This is a genomic window from Salinispora goodfellowii, from assembly GCF_059570675.1.
The window spans coordinates 56,705-80,353 of the sequence record NZ_JCANTD010000006.1; the positions used below are offsets into that span (position 1 = coordinate 56,705).

The following is a 23,649-nucleotide window of genomic DNA, read 5'->3' on the forward strand; positions in this document are numbered from 1 at the left end:
GCCGGTGGCGATGGCGATGGCGGTGGTGGCGGTGGACGGTGGTGGCGGACTCGGTGCCCTCGGGTTTCGAGTACCGCCATGATCAAACCTGGTGGAATCAATTCCCCTGTTATAACCTGTTCTAGATTCATCTCAAAGAGGAGGTCACGATGGCTGCAGTGACGGTCGAGGCCGACGCGAAGGCGGATCCGACGCAGGTCTGGAAGCTCGTGGTGGCCCTGCCGAGGGTTCCGGAGTGGAACACGATGCACGAGGGCTTCGCCGGCGAGGTGCCGGAAACCCTCGGCGAGGGGACTACGTATCAGCAGCGGGTAAAGCTGATGGGCATGCCGGCCGAGATGGCCTGGCGGGTGACGAAGGCAGAGGAGCCGGGGCGCCTGGAGCAGGCGGGCGACGGCCCGATGGGCGTCAAGGCGAAGATGGTGATCGCGGTCGAGTCGAGCGGCGGGGGCTCGCACATCACCTACGGGATGGAGTTTGCCGGCCCGGCGTTGAAAGGCGCGATGGACGGAATGTTGCAGAAGCAGGCCACCGCGGCGTGTCAGCAGGCGTTGGCGAAGCTCGTCGCGTTGCTGGACTGAGGTCGTTTCCGGGGCCAGCCACGCCGTTGTTTCCGTGAATTCTGTGGTAACGGACCACGGCGTGGCTGGTTTTGGTGTTCGGGGGCTTCCTCTGGTGATCGATAAAGGGCAGGTGTCGAGCTGTACTGAAACGTGTTCTAATAGCAAAATGGGACCGAACTTTGAGCTCGACGATGCCCAGCAGTCGATTGTTCATCTCGCCGACGAGGTGCTGAGCGACAGCGAGGGCACGCCGGAGCGCCTGTGGAAGGCCCTCGGTCAGTCCGGCCTGCTCGGCCTCGCTGTGCCGGAGAGGCTGGGCGGTGCTGGATTGGGCGCGATGGCGATTGGTGTGCTGCTCACCGAGATCGGGCGGCGCGCTGCCCGGGTTCCCGCCTGGTCCACGCTGTCGCTCGGTGTTCTCCCGGTGGCCCGAGCGGGCACTCCCGAGCAGCAACGCGAGCTGCTGTCGGGCGTGCTCGAGGGACGGGTTCTGACGGCTGCCCTGGGGACGCCGCTGCCGGTCACCGACGGCTGGCGGATCACCGGGGCCTGCGGTCCGGTTCCGGACGCTGACGCGGCCTACCGGGTTCTGGTCCCGGTGCGAGTACGCGGGGGCGGGCCGACAGTTGCCCTGATTGATCCCACCGCGCCGGGGGTGACGCTGCTGCGCACCCCGACCTCGGCCGGGGCCGACGAGTTCATGCTGCGGCTCGAGGGCGCCGCGGCGGAGCCACTGGGCGACGCCGAGGTCGAACTGCGCCGGTTCGCAGTCGCCGGAGCCTGTGCGCTGGGCGACGGCGCGCTGGCCGGTGCCTTACAGCTGACCGCCGACCACGTGCGAGACCGGCAGCAGTTCGGCCGCCCGCTGGCCACGTTCCAGGCGGTCTCCCAGCAGATCGCCGATGTGTACGTCGCCGCTCGCACGATGCATCTGGCCGCGCTCGCCGCCAGTTGGAGTGCCGAGGTGGGCAAGGACGCCGACGGGTGGACCGGCGCGTACTGGCTGAGCAGCGTCGCTCAGCCGGCGTTGCGCACCTGCCATCACCTGCACGGGGGGATGGGGCTGGTCGCCGACTACCCGCTACACCGACATACCGCCCTGGTCCGGGACCTGGTCCGGCACCTTGGCGGCACCGAGTACTGCCTGCAGCAACTGGGAGCCCAAGGTGTTCATCGATTTGACTGAGGAACAGCACGCCCTGCGGGCGCGGCTGCGCACGTACCTCGCCGAGGTGTTGCCACCAGCGGAGCGCGCCATCCTGCTGCGCGAGCGGCACGGCATGGTCTACCGCGAACTGATCCGTAGACTCGGCCGAGACGGCTGGCTGGGCCTGGGTTTCCCGACCCGGTTCGGCGGCGGTGGGCTCGGCCCGGTGGAGCAGCAGATCTTCGTCAACGAAGCAGCCCGCGCCGACGTTCCACTGCCCGCGGTCACCCTGCAGACCGTGGCGCCGACGCTGCTCGCCCACGGCTCGCCCGAACAGCAGGAGTTCTTCCTGCCCCGCATTCTGGCCGGGGAGCTGCACTTCGCGATCGGCTACACCGAGCCCGAGGCCGGCACCGACCTCGCCGCGCTGCGCACCCGGGCGGTACGCGACGGGGACGCGTACGTGGTGAACGGTCAGAAGACCTTCACCACCGGGGCGCACGAGGCGGACTATCTCTGGCTCGCCTGTCGCACCGACCCGGACGCGTCCCGGCACCACGGCCTCTCCATCCTCATCGTGGATACGACGCACCCCGGCTATTCGTGGACGCCGATTATGACCTGCGATGGGGCGCACCACGTCAACGCGGTCTATCTGACTGATGTGCGGGTGCCGGTGGCCCGGCGCGTGGGTGCCGAGAACGACGGCTGGCGACTGCTGACCACGCAGCTCAATCACGAGCGGGTGATGCTGGGCCCGGCCGGGCGGCTCGGTGCCCTCGGCGAACGGGTGCACGACTGGGCGTACTCGAGGAGCCTGCTCGAAGCCCCGGACGTGCGACGCGTCCTCGCTCGCGTCGCCGCCTGCCAGCGCATCAACGAACTGCTCAACTGGTCGGCGACCGGGGACGAACCCAATGCGGCGGACGCCTCGGTCACCAAGGTCTTCTCGTCGGAATGGCTGCTGCGGATCAGCCAGGAACTGGAGGAGGTAGTGTGGCGCCGCGGCGACCCCGCCGACCCGGCGACGGCAGAGCTGTTGACCTGGCTTGACGTGCAGACCAAGCGGAACCTCGTGCTCACCTTCGGCGGTGGGGTCAACGAGATCCAGCGGGAACTGATTGCGTCCGCGGGGCTCGGGTTGCCTCGCGTGCCGCGCTAGTCCTCAGCGGAGGGTGATGTTCACGTCGGAGAGGGCCGGGGCGTTGTCCCGGTCGGCAACCGAGGCGCGCAGCACCAGCTGACCGTCTTCCCGCCAGATCTCGGTGCGCAGGGTTTCGCCCGGAAAGACGACCCCCGCGAAGCGGGCCTGGTAGCCGGTCACCCGTTCCGGGTCGCCGTCGAGCAGGGTGTCGATCGCCGCCTTCGCCACGATCCCGTACGTGCACAGCCCGTGCAGGATCGGCCGGGGGAACCCGGCGTGGGCGGCGAAGGCCGGGTCGACGTGCAGCGGGTTGCGATCGCCGCAGAGCCGGTACCAGAGGGCCTGCCGCGCATCGGTGGGGGAGAGCACCACCGCGTCGGGTGCCCGTTCGGGCACCGGAACCCGCGTGGTCGGCCCCCGTTCCCCGCCGAACCCGCCCGCACCCTTGACGAAGATGCTGATCCGACTGGTGAACAGCTCAGTGCTGGTCTCGGTGACGATGACCGCCGCGCTGCCCTTGTCGTACACGGCGGCGATCCGCGAGCGGGCCGCACAGCTGCCCTTTGCCGGGATCGGCTGGTGTAGTTCGAGCTCCTGCCGACCGTGGACAACCTGGGCCAGATCGATGTCGATGCCGGGCATGGTCAGCGTGGGCGGCTCGGTGTCCCGCAGGGTGGCGGTCACCGTGGCGAAGGTGGGCAGGACCCCACGCAGCGCGCCCTCGTAGACGTAGGACAGCTCGTCGGGGCCAGCGCCGACGGCCAGGTGGTACAGCAGGACGTCGGTGCTGTCCCAGCTTAGGTCCCGGCCGGGAAGTTCGGCGCCGACGGCGACGGCGGGGTCGATGGGCATCAGTCCTCCTGGCGGGGGGTGGGGGTGGTGGCCTTCGTGGCCAGGTCGAGTGCGGCCAGGTAGCCGAAGACGAGGGCCGGGCCGAGGGTCGCACCGGCGCCGGCGTAGCTGCGCCCCATCACCGAGGCGCTGACGTTGCCCGCCGCGTACAGCGCGGGTACGACCGTGCCGTCCGGGCGCAGCACCCGGGCCCGTTCGTCGGTCCGCAGGCCGCCCTTGGTGCCCAGGTCACCGGGGACCATGCGGAACGCGTAGAACGGGGGCCGGGCCACGGCGCCCAGGCACGGGTTGGGCCGGTGCCGCGGGTCGCCGTAGTAGCGGTCGTAGGCTGAGTCCCCGCGGTGGAAGTCGTCGTCCCGACCGCGCTGCGCAAACTCGTTGAACCGGAGCACGGTACCAGTCAACGCGGTGGCGGGCACTCCGATCTGGTTGGCCAGGTCGTCCAGGGTGTCGGCGCGGTGCGCCGCCCCCGAGGTGAACCAGCGCCGTGGTAAGTGGGAGCGTGGGGCCCGGCCGCCGAACAGGTAGCGGTCCCGGTAGGTTTGGTCGGCCACCAGCCACGCCGGTTGGTCGACCCCCGGGCTGAGCATGGCGTGCACCGCGTCCACGTAGGGGGCCGCTTCGTTGACGAAGCGCCGGCCGTTGGCATCAACCATGAGGCAGCCGGGCTGGTTGCGCTCGGCGAGGCAGAAAAAGGGCCCGCCGGGGAGCGGAATCGATGGCCCCCACCATGCCTCGTCCATCAGGTCGAGGGCGGCGCCGAGCCGTCCGCCCGCCTCGATGCCGTCACCCGTGTTGCCGGCCGCGCCAGTGGTCCACTCCGTGCCGATCCCCGCCTGGTACTTCTGGCGCATCGACTGGTTGTGCTCAAACCCGCCGCTGGCCAGCAGCACACCTCGTCGGGCGTGGAACAGCACCGGGGCGCCGGCCTGCTGGGCGGTAACCCCGGTGACCCGGCCCCGTTCGAGGAGCAGGTCGGTCATCGGCGTGTTGAGCCGGACCGGGACGCCGGCGTTGCGCAGGCCGGCGCGGAGCCCGGCGGCGAGCGCCTGGCCCATGGTGAGCAGCTGCCGACGCCGGATCCGGGCGCCCAGGCCGCGGGCGGCGAGCCGGACCACGGTGCGGATCGCCCGCGGATGTCGGAGGCCCAGCGACAGCCATCGGTAGTCGACCTGGGTGACCGCCACCCCCTCCGGCACCGCCTGGTAGGGCGCGGCCAGCGTCGCGAGGTCAGCTCGGACCAACCGGGTGTCGAGCAGGAGCGGCTCGATGCTGCGCCCGCCCGGAAGCCCACCGGGAGCCTCGGGGTAGTAGTCCGGATAGCCGGGCACCCAGGCGAAGTCGAGTGGGGTGTGATCGCGGACGAAGTCGACCACCTCCGGTGCGGCGGCGAGGAACGCGTTTTGCCGGGCCGGGGTGGCATCGGCGCCGGCGACGTACGCCAGGTAGGTGCGCGCGTCTTCTGCTCGGTCGGCGACCCCAGCCCGGGCCAGCACCTCGTTGCCGGGAAGCCAGAGCCCGCCGCCGGAGCGGGCGGTGGAACCGCCATATGTCTCGGCCTTTTCCAGCACGACCGCGCTCAGGCCCCGGTGCGCCGCGGTGAGTGCCGCGACCATGCCGGCACCGCCGCTGCCGACGACGACAACATCGAATTCTTGCTCCGGTATCGACACGAGAACAGGTTATAGTTTTATCCGGCTCGCCACCACCGGTCGGGGACGGTGTCTGCCTCGTGGTCGGCGCAGCCGACCACATTGACCTGCGGAACACTACGGAGGCGCGGTGACCGAGGAGTGGGACCAGACAGCCGACGTCGTGGTCGTCGGCTTCGGCGCGGCCGGGGCCTGTGCGGCGGTTGAGGCGGCCGACGCGGGAGCGCGCGTCCTGGTGCTCGACCGCTTCTCCGGCGGCGGCACCACCGCGATGTCCGGTGGGGTGATCTATGCCGGTGGCGGGACCCAGCAGCAGCGTGCGGCCGGCGTCACCGACACCCCCCAGGCGATGCTGGACTACCTGCGCGAGGAGGTCGGCGACACCGTCACTCCCGCGACCCTGCGCCGGTTCTGCGAGCAGAGCGCCGACGCGATCGACTGGCTGGCCGGCCTCGGCGTGCCCTTCGAGGCGAGTCTCTGTCCCTACAAGACCTCGTACCCGACCGATCGCCACTACCTGTACTACTCCGGAAGTGAGCCGTCCTTCGCCCACCGGGCGCCACCTGCGCCACGCGGCCACCGGGTGCACGCCCGCGGCACCTCCGGTCGGTTGCTGGCGGCCCGGCTCGCCGCTGCCACCCGTGCCCGCGGCGTCGAGCTGCTCGCACAGACCCGTGCCGAGCGGCTCGTCACCGGCCCCGACGGCCGAATCACCGGAGTCGAGTGCCGGACCCTGCACGGTGCCCCCCGCTGGGTCCGGCTCGCCCACCGGCTCCTGCACCGTTGCGCGGTTCGGCCCGGTGTCTACCTGCCGGCCCTGGGGAGCGCGCTGCGTCGGCCGGTCGCCTGGCTGGAGCGGCGGTACGGCCGTCGGCTGCGGGTCCGGGCGGCCGGCGGTGTCGTGCTCTCCGCCGGCGGCTTCGTCTTCGACCGGGAACTGCTTCGTACCCACGCGCCGGAGTACCGCGGCGGGATGCGCCTGGGCACGCCCGGTGACGACGGCTCCGGAATCCGGCTCGGCGTGGCGGCTGGCGCAGCCACCGCCCACCTCGACCGGATGAGCATCTGGCGATTCCTGGCCCCGCCCGCGGCGATGCTCGGCGGCCTGCTCGTTGACCGGGATGGGCGACGGATCTGCGACGAGTCCCGCTATGGCGCGGCTGTCGGCGAGGCGATCCGGCGCGCGCCGGGTGCGCGGGCCTGGCTGCTGCTCGACGGCGCCCTGCGCGCTGAGTGCCGCCGGCAGCTGCGGGCCCAGACGCTGTGGTTCCAACGCTTGCAGGCACGGTGGCTGCTGACGTTCGGCCAGGTCACCGCGGCGACACCAGCGGCGGTCGCCCGCCGCGCCGGAGTGAATCCCGAGCAGCTGATCGACACCCTCACGGCCTATCAGTCAGCTGGCCCCGACCCGGCCGGCAAGCCCGCCGACCAGGTTCGGCCCCTGGCCGTTCCGCCGTACTCGCTGGTCGATGTCTCGGTGCGGGCCCGGCTCTTCGCGCCCGCACCCATGCTCACCCTCGGTGGCCTCCGGGTGGACGAGGAGACCGGGCAGGCCCTGGGCGCCGACGGCGTCGGTGTACCCGGCCTGTACGCCGCTGGCCGTACTGCGGTCGGCATCTGCTCCCGTAGCTACGTCAGTGGGCTGTCGTTGGCCGACTGTGTCTTCTCGGGCCGTCGGGCGGGCCGAAGCGCCGCGACCCGGGGCCAGGAGAGCGGCGGCTGACGGCCGGGCACGCTAACCGCCGCTCGGGACCACGGCGGCGGCAAGTCGCCGTCAGTAGTAGGTGACCGACACCTCGTCGCTCCGGGCGAATGCCTGGCAGGTGAGGATGTAGCCGGCGGCGAAGTCTTCCTCATCCAGGATCTCGTTGTGCGCGAGGTCGACCTGACCGTCCAGCAGTCGGCAGGCGCAGGCGCCGCATTGGCCCTGGCGGCAGGAGAACGGCGGGTTCAGCCCGGCCGCGATCAGCACGTCCAGCAGGCGGGTGCCGGCCGGCCATGGTAGGCGGTGGGTCTGGCCGTCGAGCTCAACTTCGAGGGTGGCGTCGCGGTCGTCAGCCGTGCGCTGCGCGACCTCGAAGCGTTCGACCTGGATGCGGTCTGCCGGCACGCCCGCGCGCTGTAGCGTGTCCTGGGCTACCACGACGAAGGGCGCCGGACCGCAGACGTAGGTCTCCCCGCCGGCATAGGGGCTGATCAGGGTCGCCAGCGTGGCGGGATCCGGGGTGCCGCGTTCGCTGTCCAGCCAGTGGATCACGCTCAGTCGGTCGCCGTGTAGCTCGCTCAGCGTGGCCAGCTCGGTGGCGAAGATGATCGAGTGCTGGTCGCGGTTCGCGTACACCAGGGCAAGCCGGCCGCGACCGGCCGCGAGTACGGACTTGATGATGGACATCACCGGGGTGATGCCGCTGCCGCCAGCGAGCAGAAGTAGGTCGCCGTCGAGTGATTCGGGGGTGAACGAGCCGGCCGGCGGCATGAGCTCCAGGCTGGCTCCGGCGCGGATGTCGTCGCAGATCCAGTTCGATGCCGGCCCGTCGGGTACGCGTTTGACGGTGATCTTCAGATTCGTCTCGGTGTACGGAGAGCTGGACAGCGAGTAGCAGCGGGCCACGATTCCCCGGCTGTGCGGCACGCGGACGGTGAGGTACTGGCCGGGGCGGTAGGCGAACTCTTTGGCCAGCTCCGGTGGCACGCTCAGGACCAGGGAGTGCGCCTCGGGCGTCTCTTCGATCACGTCGGTGACGCGCAGCCGGTGGTACATCACGTCACCCCCAGGCTTCCGGTACGCACCGCGTGCTGAATGCTCGTGCGCAGGTCGGGGCAGGTGGGCACCGGTGCGTGCCGCTGCTCGTCGTTGGTCAGCGCGGCGCATCGGCGGGCGGCCCGCGTGCTCCACTGCACGCTGGTCTGCTGCGGGCTCGACTTGCGTACCTGGACCTGAGCGGCGCAGCGGGCGCAGGACAGCTCCACATAGCCGCCGATCAGATACTCCTGCCGCTCGGTGGGCGGGTCGGTGCGGTTCATGACGCGGAATCGGCCTTTCGATCGAGGTTGGCCGCCACCTCGGCGGTCCAGGTTTCGACAGCCCTGCTGGTGTCGACCTCGAACTCGTAGCGGGCCACCATGTCTTCAGTAACCTCTTCAACGTCCACGTAGAACTGCTCGTACCAGCGGCGGAGCTGGTAAACCGGGCCGTCCTCGGCGCAGAGGAGCGGATTGTCGACCCGGCTCTTGTGCTTCCAGATCTCGACGTCCTGCTGGAAGCCGACCCCGATCCCGGCCGCGAACTTCGCCGCCGCCTTGTCGGCCTGTGCGGCGGTGAGGCCGGGTAGTTGCTTGACGATGATGCCCCACTGCAGCATGAACGAGTTGGCCGAGATGGGGTAGTGGCTGTTGATCAGTACGGACTCCACCTCGATGCCGCGGTAGTCGTTGAAGAGATAGTCGATCATGTAGGAGGGTCCGTAGTAGGCGGCTTCCGAGCGGAGCGTGGCATCCCCGGACTGCCGGGTGGCGGTCGGTACGTCCGGCCGCGGCCGGGTCTGCAGGTACTGCGCGGCCACCTGGCCCTCGAACACGTTCTTGAAGTACGTCGGGAATGCGAAGTGGATGTAGAAGAAGTGCGCCATGTCGACCACGTTGTCGATAACTTCGCGGCAGTTGGCACCGTCGATCCGGATGGAGTCCCAGGTCCAGCTGGTCCACTCGGGGGAGAAGGCGGCGTCGATGCGGGGGATCGCCGCGGACGGCGGTGGCGGAGCACCCTGCGGGTCGTTCCAGATGAACAGTTGACGGTTCTCCTCGCACGTGGGCCAGGAGCGGGTACGGGCGCGGGGCGGAACTCGATGGGCGTACGGCACCGCGGTGCAGCGACCGTCCCCGCGCCAGCGCCAGTCGTGGAACGGGCAGGCGATCTCGTCGTCCTTGATGGTGCCCATCGTCAGGTCGCCGCCCATGTGGCGGCAGTACCCGTCGAGCACGTGCAGGGTGCCGGTCGAGTCGGCGAAAACCACGAGTTTGGTGCCGAACGCCTCGACGGCGTGCGGTTTGCCGTCGCGGAACGAGTCGGCCAGTCCCAGGCAGTGCCAGCCGCGGGCAAATCTGGTGGGCAGAACCCCGCTCTCGATCGTGCGTGCTGCCTCGACGTTGGTCATGTCGCTCCTCAGTTGTGATGGAACGCGTTACAGGTCCTGCTGATCACATAGTAGCCGCCAAGTAGAACGTGTTCTATTATAGGGATCGTCACGTTCCTCAGCCAAGTCACCGGAGGGGATCTCATGGAGGGCGCCGAACTGGTCGCACGGGGGGTACGGGAGCTGTTGCCCGTCCTGCGGGAGGCGGCCCAGGAGACCGAGGATCGCCGAACGCTCTCCGCCGAGCACCTCAAATCATTGGCCTCCACCGGCTTCTTCCGGCTGCTGCAGCCGGCTTGGTGCGGCGGGCTCGAGGCCGACCCGACGGCCTTCTTCAGCTGCGTTCGCGGCATCGCCAGCGCCTGCGGATCGACCGGCTGGGTCGCATCGGTGATCGGGGTGCACAACTGGCAGTTGGCTCTCTTCCCCGAACAGGCCCAGCAGGACGTCTGGGGTGCTGACCCCAGCGCCCTGATGTCCTCCTCCTACGCCCCCACCGGCAAGATCCAAGAAGTCGACGGGGGATACCGGGTGAGTGGGCGGTGGAGCTTCTCGTCCGGATGCGACCACGCCACCTGGGTTCTGCTCGGCGGCATCGTGCCCGGCCAGGACGACAACCCCGCCGACTTCCGCACGTTCCTGCTCCCCGCGGCCGACTACACGATCGAGGACGTTTGGCACACGATCGGTCTGCGGGGCACCGGTAGTAACGACATCGTCGTGTCCGACGCGTTCGTCCCGGCGTATCGGTCGCTCAGCTTCGGCGACACGGCTCGGTGCGTCTGCCCCGGCCAGGAGCGCAACTCCGGGCCGCTCTACCGCATCCCGTACGGCTCGATCTTCCCGTACACGATCACCGCCCCGATCATCGGGATGGCGACCGGGATGTACGAGGCGCACGTGAACCACATGCGGGAGCGGGTCCGCGCCGCCTACGCCGGGGTACGGGCCGCCGAGGACCCGTACTCGCAGGTGCGGGTCGCCCGGGCGGCTGCCGACGTGGACGCGGCCTGGCTCGCCCTCACCGCCGACATGAGCGAGCTGATGGGACTGGTCACGGCGGGGGAGAAGCTGCCGATGCGGCTGCGCCTGCGGGCGCGTCGCAACCAGGTTCGGGGCACCGAGCTGGCGATCCAGGCCGCGGACCGGCTCTTCGAGAACTCCGGTGGTCGGGCGATCTACACGAGCCACCCGATCCAGCGCTTCTGGCGCGACGCACACGCCGGCCGGGTGCACGCCATTAACGATCCCGAACGCGCCCTGTCCATGTACGGCAGCGGCGAGTTCGGCCTGTCCGTCGCAGACGCGATGGTGTGAGGACGCCATGACGACCAGCACAATCATCGACGCCACCGCAGCCGGGCTGCACTATCACCGGGCCGGGCCGGCGGGCGTACACCCGGTCGTGCTGCTGCACGGCGGCGGGCCCGGCGCCTCGGCCTGGAGTAACTTCGGGCGGACGGTCCCGGTCTTCGCCGAGCGATTCGACACCCTCGCCGTTGACCAACCGGGATACGGCGGGTCCGAGAGTTGCCCGAGTGGCCGGCAGTACTTCACGCACTCGGCCGACCGGCTCGCGGCCCTGCTCGACGAGGTGGGCCTGGACCGGGTCGACTTTATCGGCAACTCGCTCGGCGGTGGCACCGCGGTCCAGTTCGCCCTGCGCTATCCGGAGCGGGCCGGCCGGCTGCTGCTGATGGGTCCGGGCGGGCTCAGCCTCAACGTCTTCGCCTCCGACCCGACCGAGGGGGTCAAGCGGCTGACCGCGTTCGGCGCCCCACCCGGCCCCAGCCGGGAGAAGCTGGCGGAGTTCCTGCGCACGCTCGTCTTCGACCAGTCCTTCGTCACCGAGGAGCTGATCGATGAACGGATGCGCGCCGCGACCGACCGGGACGCCATGCGCGGCATGCGCGCGCTGGGCGCCTCGTTCGCCGACCCGGACCTCTACGAGGAGGGTCTGCTCTGGCGCGACGCCCACCGGCTGCGCAACGAGGTCCTGTTGGTCTGGGGCCGGGAGGACCGGGTCAACCCGCTCGATGGAGCGCTGGTCGCGCTCAAGCTGATCCGCCGCTGCCGGCTGCACGTCTTCGGTGGCTGCGGACACTGGGCACACCTGGAGAAGTTCGACGAGTTCAATCGCCTCGCCTTCGATTTCCTGGAAGGAAACCGCCCGTGAGTCTCATTCGATCCCTCGGCTACCTCCGGGTCGAAGCCACCGACGTTCCCGCCTGGCGGGAGTTCGGCGTCAAGGTGCTCGGCATGACCGAGGGCCGCGGCCCCGACCCGGAGGCCGCCTATCTCCGCATGGACGACCTGCCCGCGCGGATCGTGGTGGTACCCGGCGAGCGGGACCGGTTGGCCGCCAGTGGTTGGGAGCTGGCTGATCCCGCCGCGCTCGACCAGTTGACCGGCGCCCTTGAGGGGGCCGGCACCGTGATCAAGACGGCCGAGGTTGATGAGCTGGCCAACCGTCGGGTGGCGCAGATGATCAGCGTTGACGACCCCTCCGGTAACCGCCTGGAGTTCTACTGCGGGGCCGAGCTCGACAGCCGCCCGGCGCACAGCCCGTACGGCACCCGCTTCGTCACCGGTGCGCAGGGCATGGGGCACGTGGTGCTGCCGACCTTCGACGACCCCGCCGGGTTACGCTTCTGGACCGAGGTGCTCGGCTTCCGGCTGCGTGACTCGATGCGACTGCTTCCTGAGGCCATCGGCCTGCCGCCCAGCGAAACACCACTCTGGATGCGCTTTCTCGGCTGCAACCCGCGACACCACAGCGTCGCCCTGGCTCCGATACCGGCCCCCAGCGGCCTGGTCCACCTGATGATCGAGACCGAGACCATCGATGACGTCGGCCGGGCCCTGGACCGTGGCACCCGAAACAAGACCCCGATGGTCGCGACCCTGGGTCGGCACGCCAACGACGGCATGATCTCGTTCTACCTGCGCACACCGAGTGGGTTCGACATCGAGTACGGCACCGACGGCGACACCGTGGACGACCGCACCTGGATCGCTCGGCAGACGACCGCGCATAGCGTGTGGGGCCACCAGTTCCGGCGGGTCGGGTGACCACTGCAGCGGTGGTGGACACCCAGCAGTTTCGGCGGGTGTTCGGCCACTTCTGCACCGGCGTGACCGTCATCACGACGCTCGACGACGAAGGCCCGGCGGGGTTCGCCTGCCAGGCCTTCGCCCCCTTGTCGCTGGACCCACCACTCCTGCTGTTCTGCCCTCAGGCGGGCTCCGTCACCTGGCGTCGAATCCACAACGCCGGGGTGTTCGGTGTCAACGTGCTGGCGGAGGCGCACGGGCCGCTGTCCCGGGTCTTCGGCGCATCGGGCGCGGACAAGTTCGCCGATGTCGCCTGGGCGCCCTCCCCGACCGGTATGCCGATCCTCACCGGAGCGTTGACCTGGGCCGACTGCCGGATCGAGGCCGTGCATCCAGGCGGCGACCACGCGATTGTGGTGGGCCGGGTGACCGCGCTCGGCGAGTGCCGCGATGACAGTCCGCTGCTGTTTTTCAAGGGCCGATACCGCGCCGTCGCGCCGATGCCAACTGGGGAGCCGCCGGAGGTGGTCGACACGCTGCTGGCGTGGCCGCGGCACACCGACTGGATCTAGCGCGCCTCGGCGGCTATCAACTCTCCGTGCGGAGCAGATACTTGAGGACCTTGCCGGAGGCGTTGTGCGGTAGCTCGGACCGGACCTCCACCGACCGCGGCACCTTGTAGTTGGCGAGTCGGCTCCGGCAGAACTCGATCACCTCAGCTGCGTTGAGGGAGTGACCCGGGTGGCAGGTCAGGTAGACCTTCCCGACCTCGCCGAGCCGTGGGTCGGGCACGCCGATCACCGCGGACTCGGCCACTCCCGGAAGCTGCGCGAGTGCGCGCTCGACCTCAGCCGGGTACACATTGAAGCCGCCACAGACGTACATGTCCTTGAGCCGGTCGGTGATGGTCAGGTAGCCGCGCTCGTCAAGGTGCCCGATGTCGCCGGTGTGTAGCCACCCCTCGCCGTCGATCGCGGCCGCGGTGGCGGCCGGGTCGTCGAGGTAGCCGAGCATCGTATTCGGTCCCCGCAGCAGCACCTCGCCACCCGGGTCAGCGATGCGGAGCTCGAATCCGGCCGCTGCGCGTCCGGAGGTCTGCGCCACGGTCTGCGCGTCGTCGCCCGGCCGGCACATCGTGGCGACCACCGCCTCGGTCAGCCCGTACGCGGTGAGCACATCCGCGCCGAGCTCCGTGCGGATCTGATCGACGAGGGCCGGTGGCACGGTGGCCGCTCCGGTCACGGCCAGGCGCAGGCTCGACAGGTCGAATCGCCGAGCGTCGGGATGACCCATCAGGCTGGTGTAGAGGGTGGGTGGCCCGGGCAGGACGGTGATCCGCTGGTCTGCGATCAGGGCCATCGCCTGGGGTACGTCGAAGACCGCCTGCGGCACGATGGCGGTCCCGCTGACCAGACAGGCGAGGATGCCGGCCTTCAGGCCGAAGCTGTGGAAGAAGGGGTTGATCACGAGGTAGCGGTCGTCGGGGGTCAGCCGGGCGATGTCGGCCCAGGCGGCAGCCACGGCCATCGACTGCCGGTGCGCGCTCATCACCCCCTTGCTGCGCCCGGTGGTGCCCGAGGTGAACAGGATGTCGCTCAGGTCGTCGGGGTTGACCGCGGCGGCGCGGGCGTCGGCCTCCAGCTCGGGAACCGGCCCGCCCCGGGATACGAACTCCTCCCAACTGGAGGGCACCCGCACGACCAGACGGGGGAGCTGTTTGCCCTCCGCCGTCGCGGCGGCTCGCAGCGCGGCGAGTCGGTCGGTGCCGAGGAACGGGTCCACCACGACGAGGCCGCTGGCGCCGCTTCGATGGATCACGTCGAGCGCCTCGATGCCGGTGAACCGGGTGTTGACCGGCACCAGGGTGAGGCCTGCGTAGCTCGCGCCGAGGGCGGCCAGCACCCACTGCGTCGAGTTCGGTGCCCAGAGTGCGAGCCGGTCGCCCGGGCGTAGCCCCGCGGCGATCAGGGCCTGCGCGACGCGCCGTACCTCGGCGAGGAGCTCCGCGTAGCTCAGCTGCGCTCCGCCGGGATTCACCAGGGCCGGCGCGGAGCTGAACTCACGCGCCGCCCGGTGTAGGGCCGCTGGGATCGACGGCATCATCGAGACCTCCCGGCACGATCTGGTCAAGCAAGTGCTTGGTCAGCCTACGCGGGGGTGAGTATCGGCGCCAGTAGATGACGGCACGGCGAAAGACGTGTTGCCGAGGGGTTTCCTTGCTGGGTAAGTGGCAGTAGATTTAGAACAGGTTTCACCTCAAGGGAGGGTGTGCTGATGCGACAGAAAATCGGCGCGGCTCTTTTCGGTCTGGGGCTACTCTGTGTTGTCGCAGCCGTGGGCCTGGTATGGCTGATCGTGCCGGCACTCAAGCAGGTGCCCTACGATGTGACGCCGCCAGACATCGTGGTGGTAGCGCCATCAGCCACCTTTGTCAGCGCCCGGACGCTGCCCAACGGTGACCCCGCGGTGACCGTCGAGACCGGCACCCTGCGTTCGGCTACCGGCATCAAACCAGACAACGAGACCGCCGCCGAACTCACCGGAAGCCTCGCGGGCGAAACCCTGATCTGGAACGTGTATCAAGCGACCGACTGGGTCGATCGTGACCTGCCGGTCGAGCGGTCCGAGAGCCGTATCGCCCTCGACCGGGTGTCCGGCGCCGCCGCCGAGTGGGAGGGCCAGTGCTACAACGACGTAGCGGCCGCGGACCTGGGTGCCACCGGGTGTAAGGCGGGGAACATCGCGTACGCCGGGCAGCTGTACCTGTTCCCCTTCGATACGGAGAAGCAGACCTACCAGTACTTCGACAGCACCCTGCAGGAGTCGTTGCCGATGCTGTTCCAGGGTGTGGAGGAGATTGCTGGCCTGGAGACGTACCGCTTCGAGCAGCCCATCCCGCAGCGGGGCCTCGACATGGACCAGGAGACGCTGACTCAGCTGCTTGGCTTCCTGGCGCCGGAGGCGACAACCGCAGCGATGAGCTACCGCGCCTCTCGCACGCTCTGGGTGGAGCCGATGACCGGTGGCATTCTGGGCTATCGCGACCAGCAGCACCACGAGCTGGTTCCAGACGTCGGGCCGCCGGTGGTCATCTTCAACGCCACCTTCCAGTACGACGACGCCACCGCCGATGCGGTAATCGAACAGGCCAGAGATGGTCGGGCACAGTTGCTCCTGTTCGGTCGCTACCTGCCGATCGGCATCCTGGTGGTGGGATTCCTTGCAGCCGGGGTCGGGTTCGTGCTCGTGCGTCAGGGACGGTCCCGGGGGCCCGGACCAGCAACCGCCGGTCAGGTGGGCTCCTGAGTTCCGCGCTGGCAGCAACTGAACGAGCTTCACCACGCTCTGCGTCACCGGCTGGTTCACGCTGCGCGCTTCCGCTCGTCGCGGCGGTCAGTGAAGATGTCGATGAGGCTGGCGAGGAGGGCGGCGGCGATGATGCCCATTTCCACGGCGAGCGCGTATCGAAGTGCGGTCGACCAGCGTCCGTCGTGGGCATCTACCGCCGCGAGCAGAGCCGCGGTGATCATCGCCAGCCCCACCGCGGCTCCCATCTGCCGCATGGTGCGATACATGCCGGCGGCGCTGCCGGCGTCGGACTTGGGTATCTGGGCCAGCGCCAGGGTGTTGTTCGGTGTGATGACGAGGCCGCTGCCGATTCCGGCAACGAACAGCGGGAGTACGGTCGCGGTCGCGAAGGCCGTCCCACGTAGGTCGGTGAGAGTGGTCATGATGGCGAGGCTCGCCAGGACGATGATGAGTCCGACGACGAGCAGGGTACGGCCGAACTGGCCGACGTAGCGTCCGCCGAGCACTGCGCCGAGGGTGGCGCCCACCGCGAGAGGTGCGAGTACCAGACCGGTGTGCAGTGGGCTGCTGTTGAGCCCGTACTGCAGGTGGAAGCTGAGGATCAGCGGTAGTGAGATGAAGCCCGCGTAGAAGAGGAATCCGAGCAGCAGCCCCAGGCGGTACGGCCGGTGGTTGAGCAGGCGAAAGTCAAAGACCGGCGAGTGGCGCCGTACGGTGGAGGTTTCCCAGGATCGGAAGGCGATGAGGACACCGATCCCGCCCGGCACCAACAGCCAGGGCAGTAGCCCCCGCCACTGTTGCCATTGCAGCGCGGGCAAGATCACCAACATGATCCCGAGGGCGAGCAGCAGCGTCCCGATCAGGTCGTGGCGGTGATCGGTCTGACGGCGAACCGGCTTCTTCGGAAAGTAACGCCAGATGAGCACCGACGCCATGATTCCGATCGGGACATTGATCAAGAAGACGAGCCGCCAGCCATGCTCCGATCCGCCCCCGGCGATGACCAGGCCGCCGATCAGTGGTCCGATGGCGGTGGCCGCGTTGGAGGTGGCACCGACTGCGCCGAAGGGGCGTCCGCGTTCCGCGGGGCGGAACAGTTGCTCCACGAGGGCGGTGATCTGGGGCGCGAGGACGCCCGCCGCCGTGCCCTGCAGGAGCCGGGCGAGCACCAGCACCGTGCCGGAGTTGGCCAGTCCTGCCAGCGTGCTGGCTCCGACGAACATGGCTAGGCCGATGAGCATGGCGTGGCGGCGGCCTTTGGCGTCGCCGAGTCTCCCAGCGGGGACCAGGGCGAGCGCGAACATCAGTGAGTAGCCGGAGACGACCCATTGGCGAACGTTGGCGTCGGTGCTGATCGCCTGGTCGATGGAGGGCAGCATCACGGTGATGGCGCCGATGTCGATCCAGCTGATGAACGAGACGACCAGCGCGATGTTGAGGACTCGCCAGGGTCGGGTGTGCGCGATCCCCACCGGCGCTTCCCACCGTGACATTCTTACCGCCTGGTCTTGGGAAGCAGCCGGTACGAGCAGACCGGCGTAGTCCGGTTACGTGTTCAAAGATGCCTGTGTGGACCGGGGGGTGCCGGATAGCGGTCTCCCGCTCCGGCCGACACCGACGCGGAGTTCGCCAGCCGGCGGGGTCGGTGCGCAGGTTGGCAGTCGTGGTTGTCGGCGGTGGTGGGGGCGGCGGCACACGCGGATTCGCTACTGGGGCTGCCGTCTGTGGTTGGCGCCAGGACGATCGTCCGTGCGTTGCGGATCGGTCGGGCCCCGGGTGGCCCGATGGCCACCTTCAGCGGCCAGACCTGCCGCCCCCTCCGTCCCACTCAGGCCGGCTGGGCAGTCAACGTGCCGCGCAGCTCGGCGGCCAGGGACCCTTCCTCAGTTCGGGCGCAGTGGGTGCCGCAGTAGAAGCGGCCGGAGACCTCGATGCCATGGCCCACGATCCTGACCTGGCAGTGCTCGCAGTTCATGGCGAGCTTGTGGTTGGCGCACTCGAGGCTGTCGAAGGTGTGCACGTCGCCGTTGGCCATGTGCACCTGAAATGGCATCTTGTAGTCGTTCCCGCAGACATCACACCTAGCCATGTCAAACTCCTCAAATAGGATACGTGAGGAAAGTGTCGAACACTGACCGCGGGTCGGCAACCGGAATCGGTAAACCCCCAAGGATGACGCCCAGCGAGTCACCCGTGTGGGGGGTGGGGTGCGCCACGTGAGCCGGCGTAGGGAAGCCAGCCCTCACGTGGACGGAACCGAAACATGACCTTGGTCAGGCCAGTTTCGTCCGGGACCTGCCTGTCTGGCGCTATCGATGCCACGCCGTACCCACGTCACGAGTAGTCGAAGTGCCGGATAGACCACGCTTACGGGTGCGGAGGATGGGCGTCGCGCAGCGCGTCAGATCTACTCGGCCCAGCGCCAAGCCCCGTGGTGGCCACCGGCTCGGTCGGGGGTATGTGGTCGTAGCGTTCGTCGAGGTGCTGGACGCATTTCGGCGGCTCGGCCACAGTGACCCGTCGGCAGCGGCGGGCAGCTGTCAGCGGGTGCCGTAGAAGGCGGGCGGGGCGGCAGGGTCGGAGTCTTCCTCGCTGGCCATCTCCCTCGCGACCTCGGCGGCGGTTGGGCTGAGGGCTGCCATGGTGGTCGCGATGCCGAGGGCGGCGATCGCGACGCCGATCGCCGCACTGAGGAACAGGATCTTGAAGGTGTTCATCTGGACCTCCCCATCGGGGTTGTCTCCCGCGAAGCGCCGGGATTCGGCGATGGTTGACCGTCTCCCGCCACCCGGGCGTCCTCTGCTCGTGCCGGGCGATCGGTACCGGCTTCGTTCAAAAATAGAACCTGTTACATCAATTGAAGCACACCAGGTAGGCTGTAGAGAATCGTGTAAGCAGCAGAAATTAGAACCTGTTCCAGTGGTTAGAGGTCCGGGGTGTCGCCAACGACCCACATCGAGAAGAACTGCGACCCGCCGCCGTACGCGTGGCCCAGCGCCGTCTTCGCGCCGGCCACCTGGTGCTCGCCGGCCCGTCCCATCACCTGCCTGGCCGCCTCGGCGAAGCGCAGCATGCCGGAGGCGCCGATCGGGTTGGAACAGAGCACGCCGCCGGACGGGTTGACGGGCAGGCGCCCACCGATCTGGGTCTCGCCCGACTCGGTGAGCTTCCAGCCGTGCCCGGCCTCGGCAAAACCCAGGTTTTCCAGCCACATCGGCTCGAACCAGGAGAACGGTACGTAGATCTCCGCCACGTCGACCTCGGTGAGGGGATCAGTGATCCTGGCCGCCTGCCACAGCGCCTGGGCGGCTTCGGCGCCGGCCCTCGGGTTCACGTGGTCCTTGCCGGCGAAGTAGGTCGGCTCGGTGCGCATCGCCGTCGCCCGGATCCAGGCCACCGGCCGCTCGCTCGCCTCGGCTGCCGCCTGGTCGCCGATCACGATCGCGCAGGCGCCGTCGGAGGAGGGGCAGGTCTCGTCGTACCGGATCGGGTCCCACAGCATCGGCGAGGCCTGCACCGACTCCAGCGTGATCTCCGGCTGGCGCAGGTGCGCGTGGGGGTTGAGCGCACCGTTGCGCCGGTCCTTCACCGCGACCATCGCCCCGACGTGCTCGGGTGCGTTCGAGCGTCGAATGTAGGCGCGGACGTGCGGCGCGAAGTAGCCACCGGCCCCGGCCCCGATCGGCGCGGTGAAGGGCGGTTGGATGGAGAGCGCCCACATGGCGTTGGACTCCGACTGCTTCTCGAACGCGACCGCGAGTACGCGGTGGTGCACGCCGGCCCGGACCAGGCTGGTCGCCACGACCCCGGTGGCACCGCCAACCGAACCCGCCGTGTGCACCCGCAGCAACGGGCGCCCGGCGGCTCCCAGCGCGTCGGCGAGGAACAGCTCCGGCATCATCACGCCCTCGAACAGGTCCGGCGCCTTGCCCAGCACGACCGCGTCGATCTGCGGCCAGTCCACGCCCGCGTCGGCCAGTGCGCGGTCGATCGCCTCCCGGCACAGCCCGGCCATCGACACGTCGGTACGGCGCGTCTGGTGCTGCGTCTGCCCGGTACCCAGCACGGCTGCTCGTCTCATGACCTTGCCTCCAGCACGCAGATGAGGTTTTGCTGCAACGCCGGCCCGCTGGTGGCGTGTCCGGCCGCCCGCCGGGCCTGGCCGGTCATGACCTGTTCGGCTGCGGCGCCGATGCGCGCCAGCCCGGCCGAGAACATGGGGTTGCCGCAGAGTGCACCCCCGGACGGGTTGATCCGGACCCGGTCGCCGAGGCCGAGCGCCGTGCGCAGCAGTAGCTCCTGGTGGGTGAAGGGGGCGTGCAGCTCGGCCACGTCGAGGTCCGCCGGTAGGGCGACCGCCTCGGCCGCGGCGGTCGCGGACGGCACCGTGGTCAGGTCCCGCTCGCCGAGGCCCTGCGGGTCGACCCGGTGCGCCACGCCGCTGATCCAGGCCGGCTGCTCCCGGTGCCGGCGGGCGCGCTCGCCGGCGGCCAGCACCAGCGCGGCGGCGCCGTCGGAGACGGGCGCGCAGTCGTGCGCCCGGAGTGGATCGGCGAGGTAGGGGGTGGCGACCAGCTCGTCCACGGTGGGCTGCCCGGACACCTGGGCGTAGGGGTTGGTGGCGGCGTCGGCTCGGCTGCGGGCCGCCACCTCGGCCATGGCCTGCTCGGTGACGACGCCGGCGTCGATGGCGAGCCGGGCCTGGAGCGCGGCGACACTCACCGAGTCGGGCCAGAGCGGCGCGGTCACGTACGGGTCGAGTTGGAGCGCCAGCACCCGGCGCAGCAGGCCGGCCGAGGACTTGCCGAAGCCGTAGACCAGTGCGGTCTCCGCCTCTCCGGCCAGAATCTTGACGTACGCTTCGTAGAACGCCCAGGCCGCGTCCATCTCCACGTGCGACTCGCAGATCGGTGGGTACGCCCCGATCGCGTCGATCGCGTTGACGAAGGAGAACGCCCGGCCGGCGAGGTAGTCCGACGAGCCGGAGCACCAGAAGTCCACCTCGCGGCGGTCGAGGTGGGCCGCCGACAGGGCCTGGTGGAAGAGCGGGACGAGGGTTTCGACGCCACTGGTGGTCCCCGCGGAAGCTCGGCAGGGTGCCTGGGCGAAGCCGATGACGGCGACGGCAGGATTCACAGGTGCTCCTGGTAGGACTCGTACGGCGCATCCGGTTCGCCGGTGGGGCGGAAATGCGCGATGTTCTCCGGGGTGGTGGACCAGGTCGCCCGGTCCCGCCAGACCGCGGCCACCCGCATGCCCATCCGGACGTCACCGGCCTGGCCGATGATCAGGTGGGGGATCGGGATGTCGGCACCGTCGAGGAGGACCTGGGCGACCACGTACGGCGGCTCCAGTCGCTGCCCGGGGAAGGGAACATTGACCACGCAGAAGGTGGTGACCGTGCCGTGATCGCGGACCGGCACCTCCTCCTCGGTCGGCACCCCGTCGGCCGGACAGACCCGGGGCGGTACGTAGACCTTGCGGCAGGCCGGGCAGCGCTGGCCGAGCAGCCGTCCTTCGGAGAGCGCGTGCAGGTATCGACTCTCCTCGGCGGAGGCGGTGTGCGTGTAGGAGAGCCGAATCGGAGTCACAATGCCGATCACGGGATCAACGCTGGTGGCGGGGTCACTGCCGGCGCCGGGGGCGCCGTTGGCGCCGGGGGCGCCGCTGGTGGGGTCATCGGGCGCGCGGGGCGGGCCCGGGTCGGGCTCGAAGCAGGCGATGTCGCGGATGTCTCCGGATCGCTCCGCGGCCCAGCGGACGCGGACCCGCATGCCGGTCCGCATCGACTCCCGGGTGCCGGCATCGACGGCGTGCAGTAGCGCCGTGTCGGCCCCGTCGAGCCGGATCAGTGCCCAGCCGAACGGCCGGTCGAGGGGCTGCCCGTCGAGCGGTCGGTCGGTCCAGGTCCAGCTGGTCACCGTGCCGGTTGGCGACACCTGGACGAGCTCGGTGATCGGGGTGTGGGTCGCCGGATCGTATTCGAGAGGGGGAACGTGGACGCGGCCGTCGGCGGTGCGGGCGCCAAGCACTCGACGGTCGCGGAGGCCGGTCATGAATCGCCCCAGGACCGGACCGAGGGAGCGGGTGTAGTCGAAGGCGATGTCCAGCGGGGCGGCGAGCGGGGGCGCCGAAGCGGTATCCACGAGGGTCAGTGAAACACGTTCTATCGACGTGAATCAAGGTCGCTCCTTGTCCCGTTGTTCAGGAAGTGGAACACGTTATAGAGTCTGGTCCATGACTGGCATCGGGTTGTGGAACATCGCGAGTCAGGATCCAGATGGGATCGCCGTCGTTGACCCGGATGGTCGGGTCGTCACATATGGCGAGTTGGCCGCCGAGGCCGATCGAATCGGGCGCGGCCTCCAGGCGCTCGGGCTGGCACCCGGGGACACCGTGGCGATGCTGCTGCCCAACAGCGCCGACCTGCTCGCCGCCGAGTTCGCCACCCTGGAGACGGGGCTGTACTCGGTGCCGCTGAACTGGCATCTGACCGCCGCCGAGATCGCCTACATTCTGCGCGACAGCGGTGCCCGCGCGTTCGTCGCGCACGGCCGGTTCGCCGAGGTGGCCGCGGCCGCCGCCGCCGAGGCCGGCGTCCCCGCCGACGGATGTTTCGCGGTGGCGGGTGGGGTTCCCGGGTTCCGGCCGCTCGCCGACCTCGGCGCCGACGCCGGCGCCTCCGACCGCCCCACGCCACGCACCCTCGGTGCGCTGATGGTCTACACCTCCGGAACGTCCGGCCGGCCCAAGGGCGTACGTCGTCCGCTGACCGGCGCCGACCCAGACACCGTTCCGCCGGTGTCACAATGGTTCTTCGGGCTGTTCGGCCTCGAACCCTTCGACTCCCACGTGCACCTGTGCTGTTCGCCGCTCTACCACACCGCGGTGATGAACTTCGCGGTCATCTCGCTGCAACTCGGCCATCCGGTGGTGCTGATGGACCGGTGGGACCCGCACGAGATGCTGCGGCTGATCGAACGGCACCGGGTCACCCACAGTCACATGGTGCCGACCCAGTTCCGTCGCCTGCTCGCCCTGCCGGAGCAGGTTCGGACGGCGTACGACCTGTCCTCGATGCGGGTGATGATCCACGGCGCGGCGCCGTGTCCACACGAGGTGAAGCGGCGGATGCTCGACTGGTGGGGGCCGGTGGTGGTGGAGTACTACGCCGCCAGTGAGGGCGGTGGCACCCTGATTACCGCCCAGGACTGGCTGGCCCGGCCCGGCTCGGTCGGGCAGGCCTGGCCGGGCTCGCAGGTGCGGGTGCTCGACCCGGACGGCAACGACGCGCCAACCGGCGAGCCCGGGACGGTGTATCTGCAGATGGGTGAGACGACCTTCGAATACCTCGGCGACGCCGAGAAGACCCGGCAGTCCTGGCGTGGCCGCATGTTCACCGTCGGCGACATCGGCTACCTCGACGACGATGGCTACCTCTACCTGTGTGACCGGAAGAGCGACATGATCATTACCGGTGGCGTGAACGTCTATCCGGCGGAGATCGAGGGGGAACTCGCCGCTCATCCGGCGGTGGCGGATGTGGCGGTCTTCGGCATCCCGCACGACGAGTGGGGTGAGGAGATCAAGGCGGTGGTGCAGCCGGAGCTGGGGGTGACGGCGGGTCCGGAGCTGACCGGCGAGCTGCTGGAGTTCCTGACCGGCCGGTTGGCCCGCTTCAAGCTGCCCCGAAGCGTGGACTACGTCGAGGAGTTGCCCCGGGATCCGAACGGCAAGCTCTACAAGCGAATACTGCGCGACCCGTACTGGGCCGCGCAGCAACGCTCGATCTGAC

At 69.6% G+C, this 23,649-nt stretch carries 22 protein-coding genes; 10 read left to right on the forward strand and 12 right to left on the reverse strand.

The window, feature by feature from the left end; translation table 11 throughout:
• Window positions 1–149: 149 nt before the first annotated feature.
• The 3 genes from T398_RS08960 (at window position 150) to T398_RS08970 (ending at window position 2,872) form a co-directional block, all read left to right on the forward strand.
• On the forward strand, window positions 150–581 hold the full coding sequence (locus tag T398_RS08960; protein ID WP_496445866.1) for a type II toxin-antitoxin system Rv0910 family toxin: 432 nt from the start codon (window positions 150–152) through the stop codon (window positions 579–581).
• Window positions 582–729: 148 nt separating this feature from the next.
• Window positions 730–1,749, forward strand: coding sequence for an acyl-CoA dehydrogenase family protein (locus T398_RS08965; RefSeq protein WP_496445867.1), 1,020 nt, complete (start codon window positions 730–732; stop codon window positions 1,747–1,749).
• Complete coding sequence (locus T398_RS08970) at window positions 1,730–2,872, forward strand: acyl-CoA dehydrogenase family protein (RefSeq protein ID WP_496445868.1); 1,143 nt, start codon at window positions 1,730–1,732, stop codon at window positions 2,870–2,872. The genes T398_RS08965 and T398_RS08970 overlap by 20 nt, the downstream gene beginning before the upstream one ends.
• 3 nt (window positions 2,873–2,875) lie before the next feature.
• Here T398_RS08970 and chsH3 read toward each other — a convergent pair whose 3' ends face one another.
• Both chsH3 and kstD read right to left on the reverse strand, forming a co-directional pair.
• Complete coding sequence (chsH3, locus tag T398_RS08975; RefSeq protein ID WP_496445869.1) at window positions 2,876–3,706, reverse strand: enoyl-CoA hydratase ChsH3; 831 nt, start codon at window positions 3,704–3,706, stop codon at window positions 2,876–2,878.
• Window positions 3,706–5,379, reverse strand: coding sequence for a 3-oxosteroid 1-dehydrogenase (gene kstD, locus T398_RS08980; RefSeq protein WP_496445870.1), 1,674 nt, complete (start codon window positions 5,377–5,379; stop codon window positions 3,706–3,708). The genes chsH3 and kstD overlap by 1 nt, the downstream gene beginning before the upstream one ends.
• Before the next feature lie 109 nt (window positions 5,380–5,488).
• Here kstD and T398_RS08985 point away from each other — a divergent pair, with 109 nt between their 5' ends.
• Window positions 5,489–7,081, forward strand: a complete 1,593-nt coding sequence (locus T398_RS08985) for an FAD-binding protein (protein ID WP_496445871.1) — start codon at window positions 5,489–5,491, stop codon at window positions 7,079–7,081.
• 51 nt (window positions 7,082–7,132) lie between these two features.
• Here the strand turns inward: T398_RS08985 and T398_RS08990 are convergent, their stop codons facing one another.
• The 3 genes from T398_RS08990 to T398_RS09000 are packed head-to-tail and all read right to left on the reverse strand — an operon-like array spanning window position 7,133 to window position 9,512.
• A complete protein-coding gene (locus T398_RS08990) occupies window positions 7,133–8,119 on the reverse strand; it encodes a 2Fe-2S iron-sulfur cluster-binding protein (RefSeq protein WP_496445872.1) in 987 nt (328 codons plus the stop codon).
• Complete coding sequence (locus T398_RS08995; protein ID WP_496445873.1) at window positions 8,119–8,382, reverse strand: hypothetical protein; 264 nt, start codon at window positions 8,380–8,382, stop codon at window positions 8,119–8,121. Before T398_RS08995 ends, T398_RS08990 begins: the two co-directional genes overlap by 1 nt.
• On the reverse strand, window positions 8,379–9,512 hold the full coding sequence (locus T398_RS09000; RefSeq protein ID WP_496445874.1) for a 3-ketosteroid-9-alpha-monooxygenase, oxygenase component: 1,134 nt from the start codon (window positions 9,510–9,512) through the stop codon (window positions 8,379–8,381). The genes T398_RS08995 and T398_RS09000 overlap by 4 nt, the downstream gene beginning before the upstream one ends.
• Window positions 9,513–9,635: 123 nt before the next feature.
• Here T398_RS09000 and hsaA point away from each other — a divergent pair, with 123 nt between their 5' ends.
• From hsaA to hsaB, 4 genes are read left to right on the forward strand one after another with little or no spacing between them, the layout of a single operon-like run.
• Entirely contained in the window at window positions 9,636–10,808 is a 1,173-nt protein-coding gene (gene hsaA, locus T398_RS09005) for a 3-hydroxy-9,10-secoandrosta-1,3,5(10)-triene-9,17-dione monooxygenase oxygenase subunit (protein WP_496445875.1), read from the forward strand.
• A gap of 7 nt (window positions 10,809–10,815) precedes the next feature.
• Window positions 10,816–11,667, forward strand: coding sequence for a 4,5:9,10-diseco-3-hydroxy-5,9,17-trioxoandrosta-1(10),2-diene-4-oate hydrolase (hsaD, locus tag T398_RS09010; RefSeq protein ID WP_496445876.1), 852 nt, complete (start codon window positions 10,816–10,818; stop codon window positions 11,665–11,667).
• Entirely contained in the window at window positions 11,664–12,563 is a 900-nt protein-coding gene (gene hsaC, locus T398_RS09015) for an iron-dependent extradiol dioxygenase HsaC (RefSeq protein WP_496445877.1), read from the forward strand. The genes hsaD and hsaC overlap by 4 nt, the downstream gene beginning before the upstream one ends.
• Window positions 12,560–13,117 (forward strand): 3-hydroxy-9,10-secoandrosta-1,3,5(10)-triene-9,17-dione monooxygenase reductase subunit, encoded by a 558-nt coding sequence (hsaB, locus tag T398_RS09020; protein ID WP_496445878.1) that lies wholly within the window; start codon window positions 12,560–12,562, stop codon window positions 13,115–13,117. Before hsaC ends, hsaB begins: the two co-directional genes overlap by 4 nt.
• Window positions 13,118–13,133: 16 nt before the next feature.
• On the opposite strand, the gene T398_RS09025 is transcribed toward hsaB, so the two are convergent.
• The gene (locus T398_RS09025; protein WP_496445879.1) at window positions 13,134–14,648 is read right to left on the reverse strand and encodes a FadD3 family acyl-CoA ligase; all 1,515 of its coding nucleotides are present in this window, start codon (window positions 14,646–14,648) and stop codon (window positions 13,134–13,136) included.
• Between the two features lie 171 nt (window positions 14,649–14,819).
• On the opposite strand from T398_RS09025, the gene pgfA reads away from it, so the two are divergent.
• The gene (gene pgfA, locus T398_RS09030) at window positions 14,820–15,851 is read left to right on the forward strand and encodes a cell envelope lipid trafficking protein PgfA (protein WP_496445880.1); all 1,032 of its coding nucleotides are present in this window, start codon (window positions 14,820–14,822) and stop codon (window positions 15,849–15,851) included.
• A 56-nt stretch (window positions 15,852–15,907) separates the two neighbouring features.
• On the opposite strand, the gene T398_RS09035 is transcribed toward pgfA, so the two are convergent.
• The 6 genes from T398_RS09035 to T398_RS09060 all read right to left on the reverse strand — a co-directional run bounded on the left by T398_RS09035 (window position 15,908) and on the right by T398_RS09060 (window position 22,000).
• Window positions 15,908–17,347 carry an MFS transporter gene (locus T398_RS09035; protein ID WP_496445881.1) on the reverse strand — a complete coding sequence of 480 codons (1,440 nt, stop codon included), beginning with the start codon at window positions 17,345–17,347 and terminating at the stop codon, window positions 15,908–15,910.
• Window positions 17,348–17,682: 335 nt separating this feature from the next.
• On the reverse strand, window positions 17,683–17,943 hold the full coding sequence (locus T398_RS09040) for a metallothionein (protein ID WP_496445882.1): 261 nt from the start codon (window positions 17,941–17,943) through the stop codon (window positions 17,683–17,685).
• 451 nt (window positions 17,944–18,394) lie between these two features.
• Window positions 18,395–18,571, reverse strand: coding sequence for a hypothetical protein (locus tag T398_RS09045; RefSeq protein WP_496445883.1), 177 nt, complete (start codon window positions 18,569–18,571; stop codon window positions 18,395–18,397).
• 206 nt (window positions 18,572–18,777) lie between these two features.
• On the reverse strand, window positions 18,778–19,935 hold the full coding sequence (locus T398_RS09050; protein ID WP_496445884.1) for a thiolase family protein: 1,158 nt from the start codon (window positions 19,933–19,935) through the stop codon (window positions 18,778–18,780).
• Window positions 19,932–20,990: a thiolase family protein gene (locus T398_RS09055; protein ID WP_496445885.1), complete on the reverse strand. Its 1,059-nt coding sequence runs from the start codon at window positions 20,988–20,990 to the stop codon at window positions 19,932–19,934. Before T398_RS09055 ends, T398_RS09050 begins: the two co-directional genes overlap by 4 nt.
• A complete protein-coding gene (locus T398_RS09060) occupies window positions 20,987–22,000 on the reverse strand; it encodes a Zn-ribbon domain-containing OB-fold protein (RefSeq protein WP_496445886.1) in 1,014 nt (337 codons plus the stop codon). The genes T398_RS09055 and T398_RS09060 overlap by 4 nt, the downstream gene beginning before the upstream one ends.
• A 91-nt stretch (window positions 22,001–22,091) precedes the next feature.
• Between T398_RS09060 and T398_RS09065 the strand changes: the two genes are divergently transcribed.
• Window positions 22,092–23,648, forward strand: a complete 1,557-nt coding sequence (locus tag T398_RS09065) for an acyl-CoA synthetase (RefSeq protein ID WP_496445887.1) — start codon at window positions 22,092–22,094, stop codon at window positions 23,646–23,648.
• The last annotated feature ends 1 nt before the right edge of the window (window position 23,649 follow it).